Annotated in this window: 24 protein-coding genes; 9 read left to right on the top strand and 15 right to left on the bottom strand. The window is 36.4% G+C overall.

Features of this window, described 5'->3' with window-relative positions:
• Positions 1–77 precede the first annotated feature (77 nt).
• The 5 genes from ACZ9EE_RS26430 to ACZ9EE_RS26410 form a co-directional block, all read right to left on the bottom strand.
• Entirely contained in the window at positions 78–965 is an 888-nt protein-coding gene (locus tag ACZ9EE_RS26430) for a 3D domain-containing protein (protein WP_476031569.1), read from the bottom strand.
• 204 nt (positions 966–1,169) lie between these two features.
• Positions 1,170–2,441 (bottom strand): molybdopterin oxidoreductase family protein, encoded by a 1,272-nt coding sequence (locus ACZ9EE_RS26425; protein ID WP_476031568.1) that lies wholly within the window; start codon positions 2,439–2,441, stop codon positions 1,170–1,172.
• 53 nt (positions 2,442–2,494) lie between these two features.
• Complete coding sequence (locus tag ACZ9EE_RS26420) at positions 2,495–2,794, bottom strand: molybdopterin-dependent oxidoreductase (protein ID WP_476033106.1); 300 nt, start codon at positions 2,792–2,794, stop codon at positions 2,495–2,497.
• Between the two features lie 163 nt (positions 2,795–2,957).
• Positions 2,958–3,110 carry a hypothetical protein gene (locus ACZ9EE_RS26415; protein ID WP_476033105.1) on the bottom strand — a complete coding sequence of 51 codons (153 nt, stop codon included), beginning with the start codon at positions 3,108–3,110 and terminating at the stop codon, positions 2,958–2,960.
• Positions 3,111–3,264: 154 nt separating this feature from the next.
• The gene (locus tag ACZ9EE_RS26410) at positions 3,265–5,415 is read right to left on the bottom strand and encodes a PAS domain S-box protein (RefSeq protein WP_476031567.1); all 2,151 of its coding nucleotides are present in this window, start codon (positions 5,413–5,415) and stop codon (positions 3,265–3,267) included.
• Positions 5,416–5,692: 277 nt separating this feature from the next.
• Here ACZ9EE_RS26410 and yhfH (ACZ9EE_RS26405) point away from each other — a divergent pair, with 277 nt between their 5' ends.
• The 4 genes from yhfH (ACZ9EE_RS26405) to ACZ9EE_RS26390 all read left to right on the top strand — a co-directional run bounded on the left by yhfH (ACZ9EE_RS26405) (position 5,693) and on the right by ACZ9EE_RS26390 (position 6,658).
• A complete protein-coding gene (yhfH, locus tag ACZ9EE_RS26405) occupies positions 5,693–5,827 on the top strand; it encodes a protein YhfH (RefSeq protein WP_215042808.1) in 135 nt (44 codons plus the stop codon).
• 112 nt (positions 5,828–5,939) lie between these two features.
• Entirely contained in the window at positions 5,940–6,074 is a 135-nt protein-coding gene (gene yhfH / locus ACZ9EE_RS26400) for a protein YhfH (protein WP_251561606.1), read from the top strand.
• A 128-nt stretch (positions 6,075–6,202) separates the two neighbouring features.
• Positions 6,203–6,388, top strand: a complete 186-nt coding sequence (locus ACZ9EE_RS26395) for a hypothetical protein (protein ID WP_476031566.1) — start codon at positions 6,203–6,205, stop codon at positions 6,386–6,388.
• A gap of 18 nt (positions 6,389–6,406) precedes the next feature.
• Positions 6,407–6,658, top strand: a complete 252-nt coding sequence (locus ACZ9EE_RS26390) for a transcriptional regulator SplA domain-containing protein (RefSeq protein ID WP_476031565.1) — start codon at positions 6,407–6,409, stop codon at positions 6,656–6,658.
• A 47-nt stretch (positions 6,659–6,705) separates the two neighbouring features.
• Here ACZ9EE_RS26390 and ACZ9EE_RS26385 read toward each other — a convergent pair whose 3' ends face one another.
• A complete protein-coding gene (locus tag ACZ9EE_RS26385) occupies positions 6,706–6,891 on the bottom strand; it encodes a cold-inducible protein YdjO-related protein (protein ID WP_476033103.1) in 186 nt (61 codons plus the stop codon).
• A 90-nt stretch (positions 6,892–6,981) separates the two neighbouring features.
• On the opposite strand from ACZ9EE_RS26385, the gene ACZ9EE_RS26380 reads away from it, so the two are divergent.
• Positions 6,982–7,119, top strand: a complete 138-nt coding sequence (locus tag ACZ9EE_RS26380; protein ID WP_476031564.1) for a hypothetical protein — start codon at positions 6,982–6,984, stop codon at positions 7,117–7,119.
• 77 nt (positions 7,120–7,196) lie between these two features.
• Here the strand turns inward: ACZ9EE_RS26380 and ACZ9EE_RS26375 are convergent, their stop codons facing one another.
• The 4 genes from ACZ9EE_RS26375 to ACZ9EE_RS26360 form a co-directional block, all read right to left on the bottom strand.
• The gene (locus ACZ9EE_RS26375) at positions 7,197–8,162 is read right to left on the bottom strand and encodes a MutS-related protein (RefSeq protein WP_476031563.1); all 966 of its coding nucleotides are present in this window, start codon (positions 8,160–8,162) and stop codon (positions 7,197–7,199) included.
• A gap of 29 nt (positions 8,163–8,191) precedes the next feature.
• Complete coding sequence (locus ACZ9EE_RS26370) at positions 8,192–9,115, bottom strand: MutS2 family protein (protein ID WP_476031562.1); 924 nt, start codon at positions 9,113–9,115, stop codon at positions 8,192–8,194.
• A 371-nt stretch (positions 9,116–9,486) separates the two neighbouring features.
• On the bottom strand, positions 9,487–10,164 hold the full coding sequence (locus ACZ9EE_RS26365) for an LrgB family protein (protein WP_476031561.1): 678 nt from the start codon (positions 10,162–10,164) through the stop codon (positions 9,487–9,489).
• Positions 10,148–10,540 carry a CidA/LrgA family protein gene (locus ACZ9EE_RS26360; protein ID WP_476031560.1) on the bottom strand — a complete coding sequence of 131 codons (393 nt, stop codon included), beginning with the start codon at positions 10,538–10,540 and terminating at the stop codon, positions 10,148–10,150. The genes ACZ9EE_RS26365 and ACZ9EE_RS26360 overlap by 17 nt, the downstream gene beginning before the upstream one ends.
• A 162-nt stretch (positions 10,541–10,702) precedes the next feature.
• Here ACZ9EE_RS26360 and ACZ9EE_RS26355 point away from each other — a divergent pair, with 162 nt between their 5' ends.
• Entirely contained in the window at positions 10,703–11,305 is a 603-nt protein-coding gene (locus tag ACZ9EE_RS26355) for an SCO family protein (RefSeq protein ID WP_476031559.1), read from the top strand.
• Positions 11,306–11,673: 368 nt separating this feature from the next.
• On the top strand, positions 11,674–13,293 hold the full coding sequence (locus ACZ9EE_RS26350; protein WP_476031558.1) for an ABC-F family ATP-binding cassette domain-containing protein: 1,620 nt from the start codon (positions 11,674–11,676) through the stop codon (positions 13,291–13,293).
• A gap of 201 nt (positions 13,294–13,494) precedes the next feature.
• Here the strand turns inward: ACZ9EE_RS26350 and ACZ9EE_RS26345 are convergent, their stop codons facing one another.
• Entirely contained in the window at positions 13,495–13,635 is a 141-nt protein-coding gene (locus tag ACZ9EE_RS26345) for a YuzL family protein (protein ID WP_476031557.1), read from the bottom strand.
• A 101-nt stretch (positions 13,636–13,736) separates the two neighbouring features.
• Here ACZ9EE_RS26345 and ACZ9EE_RS26340 point away from each other — a divergent pair, with 101 nt between their 5' ends.
• On the top strand, positions 13,737–13,979 hold the full coding sequence (locus ACZ9EE_RS26340; RefSeq protein ID WP_476031556.1) for a YkuS family protein: 243 nt from the start codon (positions 13,737–13,739) through the stop codon (positions 13,977–13,979).
• A 179-nt stretch (positions 13,980–14,158) separates the two neighbouring features.
• On the opposite strand, the gene ACZ9EE_RS26335 is transcribed toward ACZ9EE_RS26340, so the two are convergent.
• Both ACZ9EE_RS26335 and ACZ9EE_RS26330 read right to left on the bottom strand, forming a co-directional pair.
• On the bottom strand, positions 14,159–14,566 hold the full coding sequence (locus tag ACZ9EE_RS26335; protein WP_476031555.1) for a hypothetical protein: 408 nt from the start codon (positions 14,564–14,566) through the stop codon (positions 14,159–14,161).
• Between the two features lie 117 nt (positions 14,567–14,683).
• Positions 14,684–15,163, bottom strand: coding sequence for an Hsp20/alpha crystallin family protein (locus ACZ9EE_RS26330; protein ID WP_476031554.1), 480 nt, complete (start codon positions 15,161–15,163; stop codon positions 14,684–14,686).
• A gap of 166 nt (positions 15,164–15,329) precedes the next feature.
• Here ACZ9EE_RS26330 and ACZ9EE_RS26325 point away from each other — a divergent pair, with 166 nt between their 5' ends.
• Positions 15,330–15,587 (top strand): hypothetical protein, encoded by a 258-nt coding sequence (locus ACZ9EE_RS26325; protein WP_476031553.1) that lies wholly within the window; start codon positions 15,330–15,332, stop codon positions 15,585–15,587.
• A 48-nt stretch (positions 15,588–15,635) separates the two neighbouring features.
• Here the strand turns inward: ACZ9EE_RS26325 and ACZ9EE_RS26320 are convergent, their stop codons facing one another.
• Positions 15,636–16,802, bottom strand: a complete 1,167-nt coding sequence (locus ACZ9EE_RS26320) for a D-alanyl-D-alanine carboxypeptidase family protein (RefSeq protein ID WP_476031552.1) — start codon at positions 16,800–16,802, stop codon at positions 15,636–15,638.
• Between the two features lie 146 nt (positions 16,803–16,948).
• Complete coding sequence (gene mprF / locus ACZ9EE_RS26315) at positions 16,949–19,477, bottom strand: bifunctional lysylphosphatidylglycerol flippase/synthetase MprF (RefSeq protein WP_476031551.1); 2,529 nt, start codon at positions 19,475–19,477, stop codon at positions 16,949–16,951.
• Positions 19,478–19,554: the final 77 nt, after the last annotated feature.

The raw sequence follows: 19,554 nt of genomic DNA, 5'->3' as shown, positions 1-19,554 counted from the left end.
AACGGAGCCTCCCGCTTAGCGGGTGTAGGGCCTGCCATTCTTTACACAAAAAAACTGCCTAACACTAGGCAGTTTTTTTAATCTATTATTTTTACCGTAATGTGTTTATTACCCCATTTAAGCGCTTCATGCTCTGTGGATATAAATACATCGATTCTGTTTCCTTTTATAGCGCCGCCTGTATCTGCAGCAGTTGCCACCCCGTAGCCTTCTACGTAAACTTTACTTCCAAGTGGTATCACTTTTGGATCAACAGCAATTACCTTCGCATCAGGATTAGCTTTCAGATCAACACCTGTTGCAGTTGTTCCTGAACATCCTTCACATGAAGCAGTATAGGCTGTCGCCTTTACAGTAATTTCCTTTGTATCATTTCCTTTGCTGCCTTCTGCTTTAGCTGGTTGTGCAGACGGAGCTGGCTGAGACGGTTGTGCAGCTGGCACCCTATTAGCAGGTTTGGCAGACTCGGTAGGCGAAGCTGTTACCATCGAGGTCTTTTTAGGCTCAGTTGATGTTACAATTGATTTTGCAACCGGCTTTTCTAAATTACTTGTTACATTATTTTCTTCTTTGCTTCCTACTGCCGCCGCATTTTTAACACTATCCGCAACTTCATCATAAATAATAAGATTTAAGCCTGGATGAATAAGGTCTGTATTCAATTTATTCCAATCTTTAATTTGATTTACTTGTACATGATAGTTTAAAGCAATATCGCCTAATGTATCATCCTGCTGAACTGTATATTGTTTTTTAGTTGCAATGGTTAATACATCTCCCGGATGAATCAGGTTAGTAGAAAGATGATTCCTGTTTTGAATATCTTCTACAGATGTATTATGTACTTGTGATAGATCCCAAAGGGTATCTCCTTCTTTAACTGTTATTTCTTGTGCATGAACATTAGCGCCTACAGTCCCTGAGAGTGCAGCAACTGCTAGGAATGCCTTTATTTTTTTTATCATTTCTATATACCTCCCATGTTCTCTCGCTTGCTAACTGTTCTCATCATAACATGTTTTTTTCCGAGAAAAAGAACAAGGGGATGTTAATTGGTTTACAAGAATGGCAATTATATTACAATAGTATTTCTTAGTTACTGTATATTCTGACAATAATATATAAAAAAAACAGTGCATCTCACTGACTGCACTGTTTTTTCAATGATCCTAAGACAACTTCAATATCGCAACAGCACAAGCTTTGTATTCTGCCGTTCCAGAAATTGGATCATATTCATTTAAGGTTAATACATTTGTTGGTGTTTCACTCCAATGGAAGCTCATAAATACAAGACCTGGCACAACTTGTTCAGTAATTTTTGTCTTTACCAGAAGATCCCCTCGGCGGGAACGAACCTGTACCACCTCGCCATCCGCTATTCCCAGGGAGCAGGCATCATCTGGATGGATATCAACGGACTCTTCTGTTTGTTTTATTTTAACTCCTGCTGCATAGTAACGGGTCTGTGAATGGGTATTATATGACTCATAGCGCCTGCCTGTTGTTAACATAAACGGATATTCCGCATCCGGCAATTCTAATGGTTCTGTATAATCAACAGGAACAAATGGTGACTTCTTACCATCAGAAGCTTGTTTATGGAACCGTTCATGAAGAATGAGGGTACCTGGATGATTCTCATTTGGACATGGATAATGGATACTATATTTTTCATCTAACCTTTGATATGAAATTCCACCGTACTGCTCCCAGGCAAGTTTTCTAACCTCATCCCAAATTTCCTCGCTATTTTGATAGTACATAGGATAGCCCATTAAAGTTGCAAGGTCACAAAGAATTTCCCAGTCTTCCTTGGTATTAGGGTCTGGTTCTACGGCCTTACGAACCCGCTGGATTCTACGATCTGTATTGGTATAAGTTCCATCCACCTCTCCCCAAGATCGGGCAGGTAAAACAACGTCGGCCATTTTGGCGGTTTCTGTTAAGAAAATATCCTGGACTACTAATAAATCAAGTTTTTCAAATAAAGTTTTAGTATGATTCATATGAACGTCCGCTAAAAGCGGATTTTCACCAATTACATAAAGAGCCTTTAACTCCCCCATCTCTAATCGGTCAAAGGTACGTGTTTGTGTGTCTCCTGGGTGTGGGTGTGGGTTTAGCTCCACTCCCCACTCCTTTTCATACCTGGCACGAAACTCATCATTGACCAGACTCATCGCTCCTGCAAGCTGATTAGGCAGACAGCCCATATCACCTGCTCCTTGGACATTATTTTGTCCTCTTAATGGCATTATCCCTGTCCCTGGTTTACCAATGTTTCCTGTTAATAAAGCTAAATTCGCAATATCAAAAACGTTATTTACACCGCAATGATGCTCAGTAATACCTAATGTATAGGCAATCATTGAACCACTTGAGGATGCATACTCTCTAGCCGTTGTTACAATATCTTCAGCGGCAAGGCCGGTAATCATGGCCTCATATTCAGGTGTATAAGGTTCAACCTGATTTTCTAACCGATCAAAATCTATTGTAAAATTCTTAATAAACTCTGAATTGATAAACCTTCTTTTAAAATAACTCGAATAAAAGCATTGATAAGTGCTATATCTGTTCCTACATTAATCTGTAAATGCCGGTGAGCTACTTTAACCATATCAATTTTCCGGGGATCAATGACAATGATTTTCAGTCCCGACTTTACAGCCTTTTTCATGCGGTTAGCAATGATGGGATAGGCATCAGACGTATTCGAACCAAAAAGTAATAGTACTTCGGCCTTATCAAAATCATCTAAAGTATTCGTTGGGGAACCGCTTCCAAAAATAGTTGCCAGACCGGCAACACTTGGTGCGTGTCACGTTCGGTTACAGCCATCAATGTTATTGCTTTGAATAACCGTCCGCATAAATTTTTGCGTTACATAGTTTGATTCATTCGTACTTCGTGCACAAGCAAACATACTGATGGCATTAGGTCCCCATGTAGTTTTAATACCCGATAATTTGTTGGCAATATATTGATAACTTATTAACAGGTGCCTCTTTATCTCCCCGGATTTTTACTATTTTATTGTCGGCCACTTCTAAAACAAGACCGCAGCCTGTTCCACAGTAACCACAAATAGTCTTAACCAATTTCATATCCGCCACTTAATCCCCTCCCCGAAGAATCATATAACCTATATATTCATCATAGTCGATTTCAATCAATTGTAGATTCTAAATTATTAAACTTTTTCGAAGGAAATTTAAGGAAATTTATACAATCAACAAAAAAACGAGAGTTTCCTCTCGTTTAAGCAATTTTCGCAGGTAATAAGATATTAAAGGTTGTTCCCTTATTAGGTTCACTTTCCACAAACACTTTTCCATTATGACTTTCAATAATTTTAAAACTTACCATTAATCCTAGACCGTTTCCATTTTTTTTCGTCGTGAAAAATGGTTCACCTAATTTCTTTAATTTTTCTTTTGAGATTCCAACACCCGAATCCTGGATCGAGATTTGTACATTATTATCATGAATGACTGTTTTAACCTGTAAATCTCCTCCATTTGGCATGGCCTCGATTCCGTTTTTTATAAAGTTTAGAAATACCTGTTTTAACCGGTTTTCGTCACATTCAATTTGGATAATCTCTTGATTGCAGTCAAATGACAAGCGGACATTTTTCTTTCTAGCTTCAAATTCAAGCAATGAAACCACATTTCGAATAACAGGTACTACATTCTTTTCCTCTAATTCAACCGCTTTTGGTTTAGCTAAAACCATAAAATCTTCCACAATGGTATTAACCCTTTCAATCTCATCTAAAATAATATTTAAAAATTCCATCCGTTCTGGGTCTTTTTCATCTAACTGTAAAAATTCTGCATAACCTTTCATAGACGTCAGCGGATTACGGATTTCATGTGCAACACCCGCAGCAAGTTGGCCTACAGCCGCTAGCTTATCCTGACGATGAAGAACCTCTTCCGTCTTCTTTCGTTCCGTGATGTCGTTCCGGATGGCAAGATATTGATAAGGTTTTCCTTGATCATTTAAAAAAGGAACAATCGTCGTATCAACCCAATAATAAGAACCATCCTTCGCTTTATTTCTTAATTCGCCCTTCCATACTTGACCAGACCCAATTGTTTTCCATAAGTTCTTGAAAAACTCTTTAGTGTGATAGCCGGAATTAAGAATTCGATGGTCCTGCCCTAGTAGTTCTTCCCGGCTATACTTAGAGATTTCACAGAATTTATCATTTACATTGGTAATTTTTCCTTTTGCATCTGTAAACGCGACAATGGAAGATTGGTCTAAGGCAAATTTGATATCCTCATTCTCTTTAATCATTTCTTTAAGATGATCTTCCGCCATTTTACGCATAGAAATATCAGAACGGATAGCAATATATTGAACAGGTTTACCTTTTTTATTTAGAAAAGGAACGATGGTCGTATCAACCCAATAAAACGACCCATCTTTAGCTTTGTTCCGTATTTCACCCCGCCAAATCTTACCAGACTGAATAGTTTGCCATAAATCTCGAAAAAATTCTTTTGAATGATAGCCAGAATTAAGAATTCGATGATTTTTACCAATAATTTCATCCTTTTTATATTTAGAGATTTCTTCAAATTTATCATTTACAAATGTAATAACACCTTTTGGATCGGTAATAGCAACAATTGTCGAGGCGTCTAAGGCAGCTTTGATATCCTTTAAGTTCGTATCACTGGTAGCTAATTGCTTGCTTATCAACATACTTGAAATAATCAAACCACCGATAATTAGTACTGAAACAAACAAAACCAAATAAATAAAGAATGGACTGTCTGTTTGACTTTTTGAGACAATCCCACTTGTTGTAACGGCAGCTCTCTTTAATAAAAAATGCCCTTCAGCAATGGCTACTGTAATAATCAGCGCACTAATTGGTTTTAACCATACTTGATTTCCATGGGAATAGCTCGAAGTAAAAAAGATCCATAACGAAAATAAAAACGAACCAAAAATTAACAACCCTGAAAAAATCATTAGCCCAATATTGTAGTCTATATTTACATTCATGGCATATAAACCAATAACTTGAATGGCCATTACAGCTAGAGTTAAAAACAAACTTCCAATTAGCAAGTGATATATATTAACGGTCTTACCAAAAAACCAAAGAAATGCCATCCCAGTAAATGCTATTCCAATAAAAATAGAAAGAATGGTTAGAGGAATATGATAGCTGTCAAAACGATTTGTGTCAGCGGAAATCAAGGTCATAAAGTTCATTACCCATATTCCAATCCCCATGGATACTGTTCCGCCAAGAAATAATAATCGTTTATTGTTATTTGAAGACCTTATTAAGGTAAACATATCTAGTGCTGTATAAGATGCCATAATCGTTAAACCAATGGCGATAATAATAAAATAAGGATGAAAAATCCCAAACATTTCCCCCATTAACCTGGATCCCCCCAATGTCTACAAAGGTATTTTCTACTATGATTGTAATGTAAATAATATTGCAATGGAAGTAATACTTTGAAACATAGATTTATCTCTCCTCATTATAATGAAACTAAAGCAAAGCAGAAATAGTTTTTTGGGACAAAAGTCTTATTTTTTTAAAGAAATAAACTTTTTGAAAAAAAGGCTACACAAAAAGAAGTTTTTTGTTTATACTGTACTATAACAAGAGGGAAATAAATAAACTGTATTAATAAAGGAGATGTTAGTAATGTTAATCAGTCCAGTTGAATTTTTTCGGAGCTTACCAAAAAAGGAATGTCCTGAGTGTGGTCAACACATAGAAGAACAAGCTGAAAGCTACTTAATGGAATGCGACCGTTGTTTAGCCAAAAGAGAAGAATAGTCCTATTAGTCACCACGGTATAGAAGTGAACAAAAGATAAATTTTTTTATTTATCCTGTGCTACAACAACAAAAACATAAGTAAACTGTATTATTAGGGGAGGGGTTTTAAAATGTTAATGAGTCCAGTTGAATTTTTCCGCAGCCTGCCAAAGAAGGAATGCCCAGAGTGTGGTCAACATATGGAGGAACAGGCTGAAAGCTACTTAATGGAATGTGATCACTGTTTATCAAAAAAAGAAGAGTAGTATGAGGCAACTCTCCAACTTTGTTGGAGAGTTTTTTAGTTATAGTTAATTTATTCCGTTAAGGAAAGAATTAGGAAGGCATAAACTGAATTTTTAAGTGAAACCTTTACTATAAGGAGATGATTCTTATGGCAAAGAAGAAGGATTACTTGACACCTGCGGATGAACGACCACAAATGACAATTGAAAACGGCTCGGTATTCCCAAATAAGAAAAGTACACCAGGGGATTCAGTTAACGAGCATAAGGCACTTGAAGAAGCTAATGTGATGATTACTGGAGATGAGATCCGCCAGCAAAACGAAAATCTGTAAAGGAAGGTAAATTCTTGTATGAGTATTATTGATTTAGACAATGCCCAGCCCGGAGACGAAGTTTATGTTATTTATCGTAATCCGCATGTCCCCTCTGTTGCAAATGTACAAGCAGCAGAAATCGTTCAACATCCTAAAGACCCAAATGCTTTAGCACTATTTTTAAATGAGACCTTTCATGTTATTGAAGATGACGATGCCTTGTTCACTTCTTCAGAATCTGCACAAAGAGCATATGAAGAACATTTCTTTGATTTCGGCGAAGAATAAAAGACTGTCCACTAACGTGACAGTCTTTTCATTAATAAAATAATTATTTAGATTTTTGGGAGCTCCCTAATTTCCTGTAACATTTGGGTACCACACATTGGACATAGCAAATCATCTGCAACAAAATCCTTTCTCATCCAGCCGATACAAGCATCATCCGAACAAGAGTAAACTTCAGTGTCAATAAGGATTGTTTCAATCTCTTCTTCCTTAGCCCTTTTACCGTAAAAAATGGGAACCGCCTCCTTTTTTTACTAGTATGCACAAAAAAATGGTTTTTCATTTCCTAAAAAAATACTTCTCGCTTAGGAGTGTCAATTGATATGCATTCTACCCAGAAACGTTATACGAATGTTGGGACGGATATTGATGAAGTAAAACGGTTAAACAGTCAATCCGGATTAAGTTATAATGAAGTAAAATTACTTCTCGCCCAACAATATTTAAATCAAAAAAAGTAGTTTTTTTTTGACCAATTAGCAAAAGCAGGATGCCCTAAAAGGCTATTTAGCCGATATGGAGGACATCCTGCTATCTTTTATTCAGAATAATCAATGGTTATATTTTCTTGATGGCTTTTAGACAAGAGCTTTCTTTTTTTTCGGCTCTCCTTTGATTGAAAGATAATATCATAATCATAATCCTCGGGATATAGCTCCGAAGCTGCAATATACAAAGATAACCGTTTATGGTTTATAGACATTTTTTCTCCTTTTACTTGAACTTGGTAATTCCCTTGCTGGTCAGGCCCCTTATAGACTATACCGAACTCACCTGAAGGCGAAATTTTCACGTTATCACCTTGTTGATAAAGTGGGATATTCGTTTTTGTTACAGTTTGTTGTTGCTTATATTTATTTATAATCACCTGTTTTTCTAATTCTTTTAACTTCCAGTGATCTAATTCTTGGTTTCTGTATTCCTTTACTTCCTTATAAGTAACATAATGTGCCCGCTCAACAATAGCCGGGTGCATCCCGAGTCCTAAGGCAATCGCAAATGCCTGACTCTCCCCTCCCCTGCCAATGATTAAACGGTAGGTTGGAGAAAACGTTGTTAAATCAAACTCCATCGATCCATTTAAAAAACCTGGATGTTCTTCTGCAAACTCCTTAATTTTACTATAATGAGTCGTTGCAAATAGAGTGGCTCCCTTTTGAAAAAGAGTTTCTAATATCGCAGCAGCCAGCCCCATCCCTTCTCCAGGGTCTGTTCCAGAGCCAAGTTCATCCAATAAGGCTAAAGTTCGATCATTCGTATCCTTTAAGATTTCAATAATATTGACAATTCTAGAACTAAAGGTACTTAAATTTTCGGTAATACTTTGCCCGTCACCAATATCTACTAATATTCGATCAAAAATTCTAATGTTACTTTCTTCAGCGGCAGGAATATGCAGACCACATTGTACCATTAAAGTTAACAAGCCCACTGTCTTAATGGTTACAGTTTTCCCGCCGGTATTTGGTCCAGTGATAACAAGTGCCTTTTCATCCCTGCTCATCGTAAAAGATAATGGAACAGCCTTGTCACCTAAAAGGGGGTGCGCGCCTGTATTAAGGAGAATTCCTCAAATTGGTTAATACCAACCTTAGAGCCTTTAATCATTCGGCAATATTTTGCTTTAGCAAAAAGAAAATCGTATTGAATCATTGTTTCAACGGCAAGACAGATTTGCCGCTCCTTTTGTTCCACTAAACCTGTTAAATAGGTTAACACCTTTTGAACCTCTACTTCTTCATCTGAAAGAAGCCACGTTAATTGATCTTGAAAGATAGCAATTTCTTCTGGTTCTATAAAAAGTGTGGACCCAGATGCAGAAGTATCGAGAACCGTCCCCTTTATTTTGTTGCGATATTCCTTTTTTATCGGAATCACATATCTCCCATTTCGTTGACTTACCACATTTTCTTGTAAATACAATTTATATTTATTAGAACGGATCAGTTGCATCGTTTTTTCCTTCAAACGTTCCTCTTGTATCGCAAGTTGTTTTCTTATTTTTAGTAATTCCTTGCTTGCGTAATCATCTACCCTGCCATTACGGACACAGCGAATAATTTCAGCGGCCAGCTCGGGTAATTCATCAATCACCTCGACATAGGCAGATACCCTTGGTGCATAAAAGACCTTATCCTTCATGTATCTCCTCATTTTCCCACAGCTATCCAAAAAATCATATAACTTTGTTAGTTGCTCTACTCTAAGTGCTGCTCCTTTATTCATGTTCTGAAGGATGGCAGTCAATCCATCCAGGCCATGCACAGGAACACTTGCACTAATTTTCAAAATCTCGACTGCTTCAGTAACTTCTTCAAGCCATGCTACTATTTGCTTAATGTTAGTTGATGGGACAAGATTCAGTATTTTCTCTTTACCTTCTTTGGTTAGTGCAAAGTTAGAAATTTCATCCTTAATTTGTTGGAATTCCAACATGTTAAATGTGTGTTGATTCACTTTATAAACCTCCTAAGAATAAAAAATAGCCGCAATGAACAATGTCATTGCGGCTCTAAGAAACGAATGGTAAACCATCCATTTTTCCATACTTAAATTAATCCAAAATAAAAACTGTCTACACGAGTGTACACAGCTACATTGGAATAAGATGTATGCTTATGCTTGCTCATTGTTCTTAACCTCATTCCACAACTAAATAAACCCTCATTTTTCGAAAAAAGATGAACGAGAATAATGGAATGAACATATCCAATTGATTGGATTAGTTAAGAACGACACCTAACATAAAACATACTCCCTTATTTGAGTAATTAAATTCTTCTAAAATATACAATAATTAACAACGACTGTCAACAAACATTAGCCCATTAAATGATGAAATTTATTATGTACGGAACAATAAACGAGGTGAATACGGCGGCAATTCCCATTGCTGCACCTGAAACAGCACCTTGTATTTCCCCTTCCTTAACCGCCTCAGCTGTACCAATACCATGTGCAATCGTACCAATAGCCAAACCTCGGGCAAAAGGATGGTCTATCTTAAACCAGTTCAATAGTTTGGAGCCAAACATAGCCCCTATCATCCCCGTTATGATGACATAAGCAGCAATAAGTGAAATGTTACCATGTATAATCCCCCCTATTTCAGTTGCAACCGGGACAGTAACAGACTTTACCGCGAAACCGAGGAGATAAATTTTTGAAAGGTGAAGCCCTTTCGCCATGAAAATTGCAGCACCAATTGTTGAAACACTTCCGATAAATACCCCCGCCACAGCAGCCCTTATGTACTTTCTGAATACCACACGATTTTTGTAGATTGGCACTGCCAAAGAAACGGTAGCCGGACCAAGCAGATAGGTCATAATCGTTTTTGCCTGCTTATATTCTTGATACGATATCTTGGAAGCAAACAATATAATGATGATGATGACGGTACTTAAGAAAACTGGGCTAGTAAATGGAGATGGATATTTTCGGGTTAAAAACCGTGCAGCCCAATAAACAGAAACTGTGACTAGTATACTATAAAGCGTGATCATGATACTTTACTTGTTCCTTTTCATTTTTCGAGATAACAATTTGTGTTGTCTTTCCTGCTGTAATGATCCCAATAAAAGCACTGATAAAAAGGATACCTAGCAGGCTCCAGCCTCTTGCTTTAACGATATCGCCTAAGGTCATTAAACCAACAGAAATAGGAATAAAAAAGAAACCAAGATGCTTAAGCAGCCACCCTGCTGCCAATTCAATTTGTTCTACCTTAATTACACCCAACGAAAATAATACCAATAACAGAACAATCCCAATCACATTTCCGGGAATTTGCAAATGAAAAAAACTTGCCGTCAGATTCCCAACTTGATAGATGATGATTAGAATGAGCAGTTGAATAGTAAACTTACTACCCTTTTTCATATAAACACCCATCTTCCCACATTGATAAAAAGTCTGATTTTTCGAACGTTTTAATTATCATTATAAAGGAATAACCTTTTTACTGCATCCAATTTTTTTTCACAAAATATCCATATCTTTTTTTGACAAACTTATTTATCTTTATGGTAGGAGGGGATCGTTTTGAAAAGGCTATATATAATTTGCAGTCTGGCTGTATTCTTGGGGATTGCAGGGGGAATTTCGTTTTTCCTTATCCGTGATGCCAATGCTGCTATTCCAGCTAGTGCTACTTTCATTAACCAGAGTGGTGATACATTTAATTTTGGCAAGGATAAAACTAAGTTAAAACTAATTGAATTCATTTATACTCACTGTCCTGATGTATGTCCTACAACGACACAAAAAATGGTGGATCTAAAGAAAGAGCTCTTGAAAAAAGGGATTTATGGGAAGGAAATAGAATTTGTCACCATAACCATTGACCCTTATCGAGATACAACTAAAATTTTAAAAGATTATAAACAGGGGTTCGGTATAGGGAATGACAACAACTGGCTGTTCTTAACCGGGGCAAAACAACAAATTAAAGATAATCAAAAACAACTTCGTAAAGTAACAAATGCCTTGCAATTCCAGTACAAAGATCCTGGAAACGGTCAATTTATTCATTCCACATTTACGTATCTTGTAGATCAAGACAATAAATTTATCGCCAAGTTCCCAATGGGACAAGAGTTTAAAAAACAAGATGTTTACGCCAAAATACTAGATAAAATAGAGTAATAAAAAAAGCGGTTAGTCCCTTAGGATTAATCGCTTTTTACTGATAAAATTTCATTCAAAGGATGAAGGATATTATTTAATTTGCTGCAATGTTAATAGATAAGTTGATTTCGGTTTAGTTAGACTCGCTTTTATACCAGCTTTTTTTAATTTGTTAACGAGTTCAGTAAGCTGTTTTTTTGCCATACTATTCACCCTCTTTAAAACTTCTTAATCCAATTCTACAACATAATTATGAATAAAGTGTGAAAATGGAAAAATTTTTTTAGAAAATTTTTCTTATAATCTACATCAGTCTAAAAGAATTCGCTCTTCAGACAGATTAATGGTATAATAAGTAGATATTTTTGTTCTGGAGGATTACTACTATGATTACTGTAAGTAACGTAAGTTTAAGATATGGTGACCGTAAGTTATTTGAAGATGTAAATATTAAATTTACACCAGGGAATTGCTACGGACTAATCGGGGCAAATGGTGCCGGAAAATCGACGTTTTTAAAAATATTATCCGGTGAAATTGAAGCACAAACAGGAACTGTTCAATTAGGGCCGAATGAGCGGATGGCTGTTTTAAAGCAGAATCATTTTGAATATGAAGATTTTGAAGTGCTAAAAACCGTAATTATGGGTCACGCTAGACTCTATGAGGTTATGCAAGAAAAAGATGCTATATATATGAAAGAGAATTTTACTGATGAGGATGGTATGAAGGCTGCCGAACTAGAGGGTGAATTTGCTGAACTTAACGGATGGGAAGCAGAGCCTGAAGCAGCGATTTTATTAAAAGGCCTTGGAATTGGAGAAGATCTCCATTATAAAAAGATGGCAGAATTAACTGGTTCGGAAAAAGTTAAAGTATTACTTGCTCAAGCTTTGTTTGGCAGACCAGATGTTTTACTTTTGGACGAGCCGACGAACCACTTGGATATCAAAGCAATTCAATGGCTAGAAGACTTTTTAATTAACTTTGAAAATACCGTCATTGTCGTATCCCATGACCGTCACTTTTTAAATAAGGTTTGCACACATATCGCCGATTTGGATTTCAGTAAAATTCAAATATATGTAGGTAACTATGATTTCTGGTATGAGTCAAGTCAATTAGCTTCAAGAATGGCTTCAGATGCGAACAAGAAGAAAGAGGAAAAAATTAAAGAACTTCAAAGCTTTATCGCCAGATTCAGCGCCAATGCCTCTAAGTCAAAACAGGCAACATCACGTAAGAAGTTATTAGATAAGATTACCCTTGATGATATCAGGCCATCTTCCCGCCGTTATCCTTTTGTAGGTTTTACACCAGAACGTGAAATCGGCAATGATTTGTTACGCGTCGAAGGCTTAACCAAGACGATTGATGGTGTAAAGGTTTTAGATAACGTAAGCTTCTTTATGAACAAAGGAGATAAAATCGCTCTGGTCGGCACAAATGAACTTGCAAAGACGACACTCTTTAATATTTTAATGGGTGAAATGGAAGCAGACAGCGGCACATTTAAGTGGGGAATTACCACTTCCCAGGCTTATTTTCCAAAGGATAACACCGAGTACTTTGAAAATAGCGATTTAAACCTTGTTGATTGGCTTCGTCAGTTCTCACCAAAGGATGATAGCGAAAGCTTTTTAAGAGGTTTTCTCGGAAGAATGTTATTCTCCGGTGAAGAAGTGTTAAAAAAAGCCAGTGTCTTGTCTGGTGGAGAAAAGGTTCGCTGCATGCTCTCAAAAATGATGCTCAACGGAGCCAATGTTCTCTTATTAGATGAACCAACAAACCATTTAGATTTAGAATCGATCACCGCATTGAATAATGGATTAATTAATTTCAAGGGTTCTATGCTTTTTTCCTCACATGACCATCAGTTTATTCAAACGATTGCCAATCGTATCTTTGAATTTACGCCAAAAGGCCTTGTTGATAAACAAATGACCTATGATGAATATTTAGAAAATGAAGAAATTCAAAAGCAAGTTGCAGAAATGTATCAATAAGCTGAACGAAGGTGTCCCTAAAGTATAACTTTTAGGGGGCACCTTCTTTTTTATACTTTAAATTAGTCTGCTGATTTCCGCTTCAGGCGCAGGCGGAACGGGAAGCCTCCTCGTCGCTTCGCTTCTGCAGGTTCTCCCCTGTCCCGTACTCCCGCAGGAGTCTTCGCGCCTTCCGCTCCAATCAACAGATTGAGCCTTTTTTTAATATCTCTTTTGTTTTTTCTGAGATGATGGTACTTCGATTGAACCAGTTTCCGTTGTCGTTGTTCCCTGACCTTCTACTTGTGGGGAATTAAGACCGATTGTGGATGGATCGGCTTTTCGTTTTCTGCCTCTGCTCATTTCATACACCTCCCCTATTATCCTTTGGACAATTATCTTAGCTTATACGGAATATTTCCCAAAGCTTAAGGCAAAATATTCTACAGGAGGAGGTGTTTTGTATGGCAAAAGTTGGAGTAGAACAATCTCTTACAAATATTCAACAAGCATTAAAGGACAAAGGATATGATGTAGTAGAATTAAAACAAGAGTCTGATGCACAAAACTGTGATTGCTGTGTAGTTACAGGACTTGATTCAAATGTGATGGGTATGTCTGATACCGTTACAAAAGGTTCTGTAATCGATGCAAACGGAATGTCTGCTGATGAAGTATGCCGACAAGTAGAAAGCAGACTACAATAAGTAAGCGGAAGCGCCTTGTACAGGGGCGACAGGCATAAGAAGAGCTGGCGAGAAGGCTGTGCTCTTTAGCCTTCTTGTTGGATTGGCTTATGACCCGAGCCCCTAGGCGCTGGAGCTGGACAATTTTCATAGCAATTTATACCTTCTTATCACTTTAAAAGACTAAAGTACTTTTCACTTTAGTCTTTTTTTGCTTTAATATTGACCTTAAGCTGTTTCTCAGGCTCTTTTTTTCCCTCTGTATTGTGGTTCAGGGGCTTTTTGGCCTCTTCATCAAAGTTCGGGGTAAATTCACTTCCATAGGTCGCTCCAATATTCAATTTTCCTTTTAACTCTTTAATCCCAAGCTGGCCAAAATTATTATTTAACTCATATTTATCTAAAATAATTTTTTCAATATTAATCTTTTCAATAATAATCGGCGGATCTTTTGTTTTCAGTTCACTTTCTGGTAAACCCTGCTGTTGGGAGGCTTGTAGTGATTTTTTTAGTTCCTCAATATTCATTTCTAATGAGTTCAATTTATTCTTTATTTCCTCTTCATAATCATTTTTCTTGAATATAAGGAATAAATCTCTTATTGACATAATCACAAACTCCCTTTTAATTACCCTTACAATTATTTATATGAAAAAAACACCTGAACATGTCCAAGAATATCTGGTGTACCATAAAAAAATCCTCCACATCCTTTTTTTATCTCTCTATTCAATTGGAATAACTTCCCCTTTTTCAATTGTACGCTGATAACTTACAATCAATAAACCGTTCCAAAATTTCGCATTCAATTGCTGAGGGCTCACCGTGTCAGGTAAAGTGATCTGTCTTTGAAATTCACCATAAAACCTTTCAGAATATGTCATAGTTAAATGTGGATGGAGGGGGTTCACTTTTCCTTTTATCGTTAGATAAGTACCATTTAAACCTAGTTCCAAGTTTTCCTTTGCTACCCCAGGAAGCTCAATTACCACAACAACCTCTTGCTCCCCTTCAAAGACATCAATGATCGGGAAAGTCCTTGATTTTTCTGCACGCCCCGATGTCCCCTCAGTAGTGGATGACTTTACATGTTGTTCATTCATAAATTGTTTGGCAAATTCCTGATCAAAAATATTGTTCCAAAAGTCACCGCCTTGCATATTTTTCGCAATATCCATCCACTGTTTTAATTTTTCCATATCCATCACTCGACACCCCCTTTTTCCCATGTTTGTATATTACTTATTCTTTTGTATTTATTCCTACTTTCATCATACGAATCTTATTCACCAATTAATCCAACTATTACGCTTGTTTCATAAACTCTTAAAAAATGCATATATTGATTATCAAGTGGAAGGAGGAAATGAGATGACAGTACCAGTTCCTTTTATTAATATAAATATATTCATGATTAAAATTAATTCCTTTGAAAATGCCTCGGCAGTAAATATTGGTCAAAACCTGCTAGCTGAATGGCATAATTCTGATAAGAAAAATCAAGGATTTGGTCAAAATTTTGGAGATGAAAGCGATTTTGTTGCGACAAGAAGTTTAGTAGATGATAAAGACCAAATCGACTCTCCCGCCTCTTTCAACTCTCATCCGTTAACAATTGAAAATATTTAAACAAAAATTCAACCATGGGAGGGTTTCTCCCATGGTTGAATTTTTATGTTAAAATCCTCTTAATCGTTTTTTTCGAACAGCTATTGAGATCCCAATCAAGATAACCATCAAGCCTAATCCGGTATTTACTATGATTAGTTTTTTCGCAGTCTGTTGATTATTACTCTTTTTTACTTTATTAGAAGCTGCTTTTAGTTTTGGAGGTTCTTTGTAGGTTAATTGTACTGTCTGGACTAATTGCCCCCTATTGTCCAGGACTGAAAGGAGGCCATTGTTTGCAATATTTTTTAAACATCCATCCATCCGTTCAGTTACCAGCGTGTCTTTATCCGGATAGAATTCTTTCCGCTCAGCAGATGTAAAAATTTCTCCCTGTTTAATAATAGTATGTTGGAAGTTTTTGAATCCATAATCAAATAGTAAAGCGGTATCATTATATTTATCATTCTTTAAATTTGATTTTAATACAACTGCCGTTAGTCTGATTTTTCCATTATCAGCGGTTGTTGCCAAGGTTTGTTTTGTTTCGCTGGTATAGCCTGTCTTTCCGCCGGTAATCCCAGGATAGGCAATCTCGCCTTTTAGCATTTTATGGTGTGTGACAAGGTTAGTTTGCCAAGACTGCCCTTTCCATGGAAGTATTTTGGTACCAAAGATTTCCGCAAACACAGGATTCTTTATTGCATGATTTGTAATCAATGCCATATCCATGGCCGTTGTATAATGGGTAGGATCAAATAAACCATTGGGATTCGTAAAATGTGTGTTGGAGACACCAATCTTTGTCTTTAAATAGGTATTTAAATTTTCTGCAAACCGTTGAACCGTACCATCTGTATACTCCGCAATTGCAACGGCAGCATCATTCCCTGAATTAATAAGCATACCTTGGATCAGCTTTTTTAAAGGAACTTGTTCCCCTTCGTTTAAATACACACGGGTACCATCTTGTCTTACTGCATTTCCGCTCACCGTTACAAGACTATCTAAGTTTCCTTTTTCGATCGCATATATAGCAGTAGCTATTTTCGTTATGCTTGCTGGATACATCTTCTGATTAGGATTTTTAACGTAAAGAACTGCACCCGTATCAGAATCGATTAGTGCGGCTGCTTCACTTTTAAGTGGCAGCTGAACTGGCTCTTCAGCAAAGACATGTATATGAACCGAAACAAGATAAAGAAAAATTAGTATTGCCAGCCAAAACTTTTTCAATAGGATACACCCTTACTTTTTTCTTATAATCCTCCTTGATTTTACCAGATTATTTATAGAAATAAAGTACTATTTTAAAATTAAATCCTTTTAATATAGTAAATTTTGACGATAAAAAACCGGTTGACTGGAGCCAACCGGTTTGTTTATGGCGTTTTTTTGGAAATTAGCAAGGCAATTTGGGCCATAATAAACGGTAATGATGATTTTCTTCTATACGCCAAATATTTAGGCTCCCAAATATCAGTATATTTTTCTTTAAACTTTCGGAGACCTTGAAAGTGATAAATAAAGTGTCCATGCAAGAAAATTTGAGCCGCTATTTTTTCACTCAAAAAAGAAAATTTCGACAGACCTACGTTTGATAATGGTGCCATCCCCATATTAAATCGCTGATAACCCTTTTGAATTGCCCAATCAATGACCGATAAGAAAAAAAAGTCTATAATACCTTTCGGGGCAGACTGTTGAACTCTCATTAGGTCAACCGATACTGTTTTATAATTATCATATACATACATGATGCTCATAAAACCTAGTATATGGTCTTTTTCATCTTTTACAATGGCAATCGGTGCTCTATTTAAATAATCTTCATTAAAGAATCCCAGTGAAAACCCTTTTTCCTTTCGCCCTAATAGCCATTCATCGGATATTTCCTTAAATCTGTCCAAAAGGGGCTTTGAATAAGGAGGATAAAGCATTTCAAAATAATACTGTTCTCCATTAAATTTATTCTTTAATGTCCGTAAACCCTTCATTTTATTTCCTTTAAGAGAAAAAGTCTTAAGGTCAACAAAAGCTTCTTCCCCTAATTTAAAAAAGGCAAAGCCGTGACCATGTAAAAACGGGAGCATATCATCGCTTACCTGGTAGAACACGGGTGTGTAGCCGTGCAAATCGGCTACCTCCTGAAATTCTTCAATAGCACTCGAAAGGTCATGTTTTTCACCAACTGGGTCCCCAAGAATGACTAATTTATCGGCATATTTTTGGAAAGAGATTAAAACATTCTTCTTTCTATTCCAAAAAATAAATTTATCATGCAAGAATATTAAATGGGATAACACCTTACCAGGATAAGCCTTTAAATGATTTATGATTTCTTCGTCATGATCAATAGATCTTTCAAGGTTCCACTTTTTCGGCAGGCTAATTAAATAGCCTATAAAGAGAATACTTAAGGCAATAATTAAGCCAATAATTGCACTCGAAAACAAATCGCGGTAATCAACGATCACATATGGGATAAACTTTTTAGGTATGGTAATTTTCGCATTTGGCAGGTTAAAGTACCCAATCAATATATACATAGACGTTACAATCAAAACAATTGTCACATCAAAAATTGTTTTACCCCAGGTAAGCACATAGCTTTCACGATAAAATTGCCCTTTTGACATTCTCAGCAGGAGGGCAACGATGATTAAAAAGGCTGCTTCTTCGTAATCGATTCCCTTAAAAATGGAGAATAATGCCGCCAGAATCAGGGCGAGCATTGTTAAATCATAAGTTCTTTTCACACTGTATTCAATTCCGCGCGATAATCCCAGCAACAAGAAACCTGCCGCAACAGATAACTGATGTGACACATTGATGATTGGAAATGACAAAAGTTCCTGAGCAATTCTAAGTCTCGACATTATTCCTGGTACACTTGCAGATAACAGCAGGATTATTCCAGATAAAAAGACAAGCATGGTTAAAATAACATGACTCAGACCTTGAACAATCGCCATTGGAAGATTATTCCACATACGATTCCAACGTTGCCAGTAAAGCCGTACAAAAAAGACTAAGCTTATAAAAAATGGGATGAAGTAATATCCAATTCGATAAAACAATAAAAGGATCAGTACTTTTTCATCTGGGATATGTAAATCCTGCATTCCCCAAAGAAACACCAGATCAAAAGAACCTAGTCCGCCAGGAATCAAACTAATGATTCCTGCACAGGCAGCAACAATATAAACTGGGAACAAATCAAAGAATGAGATCTGAATTCCTAGGATTTTTATTAAAATAAATAGAGCCGTGCATACCGCAAACCATTCTATTATTGAAACGATAACCAACTCAACGCTATTCTTAAGTGTTAGTCTATGCTGATTGTCTTTACGAGATTTAACAATATGTATAACAATGAAAATGGGCAGGTATAAGCCAACACCCAAGACGGCGAAATAAAGCCATTTTGTATCTGCAAACAATGGGAAATTACGATAGTTAATCGTTACAATCCATGAAAGGAAAGAGATCCCTGTTAAGTAAAAAAGAGAAACCGTGGCAATAACACCAAGAAGTTTACGCTTATCCCCTTCAAGCTTATGAAAAAAATAGGTTCTCAGCATGGCGCCAATCAATCCACCGAACCCAATTAAATTTGAGAAGGAATTAGCAATAAATGATTGCTCTACCAACTCTCTTTTCGATACTTCTGTCTTCAAAATTTTCACTAAAACCACATCGTATAAAACCATCGGCAATACTGCTGCAAAAGTGACAGCGAAGATTAATAATAAAAGCCAAATATTGAGATGTTGAATTTCACTTTTTAGTAAGTGTGCATTAATATTACCGGTAAATTTCTTCATTTCAATGATAGCGAAAATTAATAAGAACACGGGAAAAACAAATTTTACAACTTTTAGCACGTTTTCTTTTCTAATCCCCAACCAGATTACCACCTATTTTTTCATTCCTGTTTTTACTATAAACTCTCCACAACGAAAAACAAAGTAATATCTTTAAA

This window comes from Bacillus sp. URHA0034 (assembly GCF_056280405.1).
This window is presented reverse-complemented; position numbering and strand designations above follow the sequence as displayed.

Coding starts and splice junctions, on each gene's coding strand:
- ACZ9EE_RS26360 (WP_476031560.1), bottom strand. CDS start 10,540: ATGAAAAAGGGTAGTAAGTTTACTATTCAACTGCTCATTCTAATCATC.
- ACZ9EE_RS26345 (WP_476031557.1), bottom strand. CDS start 13,635: ATGAGCAGAGGCAGAAAACGAAAAGCCGATCCATCCACAATCGGTCTT.
- ACZ9EE_RS26375 (WP_476031563.1), bottom strand. CDS start 8,162: ATGAGCAGGGATGAAAAGGCACTTGTTATCACTGGACCAAATACCGGC.
- ACZ9EE_RS26395 (WP_476031566.1), top strand. CDS start 6,203: ATGGCAAAGAAGAAGGATTACTTGACACCTGCGGATGAACGACCACAA.
- ACZ9EE_RS26365 (WP_476031561.1), bottom strand. CDS start 10,164: ATGATCACGCTTTATAGTATACTAGTCACAGTTTCTGTTTATTGGGCT.
- ACZ9EE_RS26430 (WP_476031569.1), bottom strand. CDS start 965: ATGATAAAAAAAATAAAGGCATTCCTAGCAGTTGCTGCACTCTCAGGG.
- ACZ9EE_RS26410 (WP_476031567.1), bottom strand. CDS start 5,415: ATGGGGGAAATGTTTGGGATTTTTCATCCTTATTTTATTATTATCGCC.
- ACZ9EE_RS26340 (WP_476031556.1), top strand. CDS start 13,737: ATGGCAAAAGTTGGAGTAGAACAATCTCTTACAAATATTCAACAAGCA.
- ACZ9EE_RS26390 (WP_476031565.1), top strand. CDS start 6,407: ATGAGTATTATTGATTTAGACAATGCCCAGCCCGGAGACGAAGTTTAT.
- ACZ9EE_RS26380 (WP_476031564.1), top strand. CDS start 6,982: ATGCATTCTACCCAGAAACGTTATACGAATGTTGGGACGGATATTGAT.
- ACZ9EE_RS26350 (WP_476031558.1), top strand. CDS start 11,674: ATGATTACTGTAAGTAACGTAAGTTTAAGATATGGTGACCGTAAGTTA.
- ACZ9EE_RS26325 (WP_476031553.1), top strand. CDS start 15,330: ATGACAGTACCAGTTCCTTTTATTAATATAAATATATTCATGATTAAA.
- yhfH (WP_215042808.1), top strand. CDS start 5,693: ATGTTAATCAGTCCAGTTGAATTTTTTCGGAGCTTACCAAAAAAGGAA.
- ACZ9EE_RS26425 (WP_476031568.1), bottom strand. CDS start 2,441: ATGATTACCGGCCTTGCCGCTGAAGATATTGTAACAACGGCTAGAGAG.
- ACZ9EE_RS26335 (WP_476031555.1), bottom strand. CDS start 14,566: ATGTCAATAAGAGATTTATTCCTTATATTCAAGAAAAATGATTATGAA.
- yhfH (WP_251561606.1), top strand. CDS start 5,940: ATGTTAATGAGTCCAGTTGAATTTTTCCGCAGCCTGCCAAAGAAGGAA.
- ACZ9EE_RS26330 (WP_476031554.1), bottom strand. CDS start 15,163: ATGGATATGGAAAAATTAAAACAGTGGATGGATATTGCGAAAAATATG.
- ACZ9EE_RS26415 (WP_476033105.1), bottom strand. CDS start 3,110: ATGAAATTGGTTAAGACTATTTGTGGTTACTGTGGAACAGGCTGCGGT.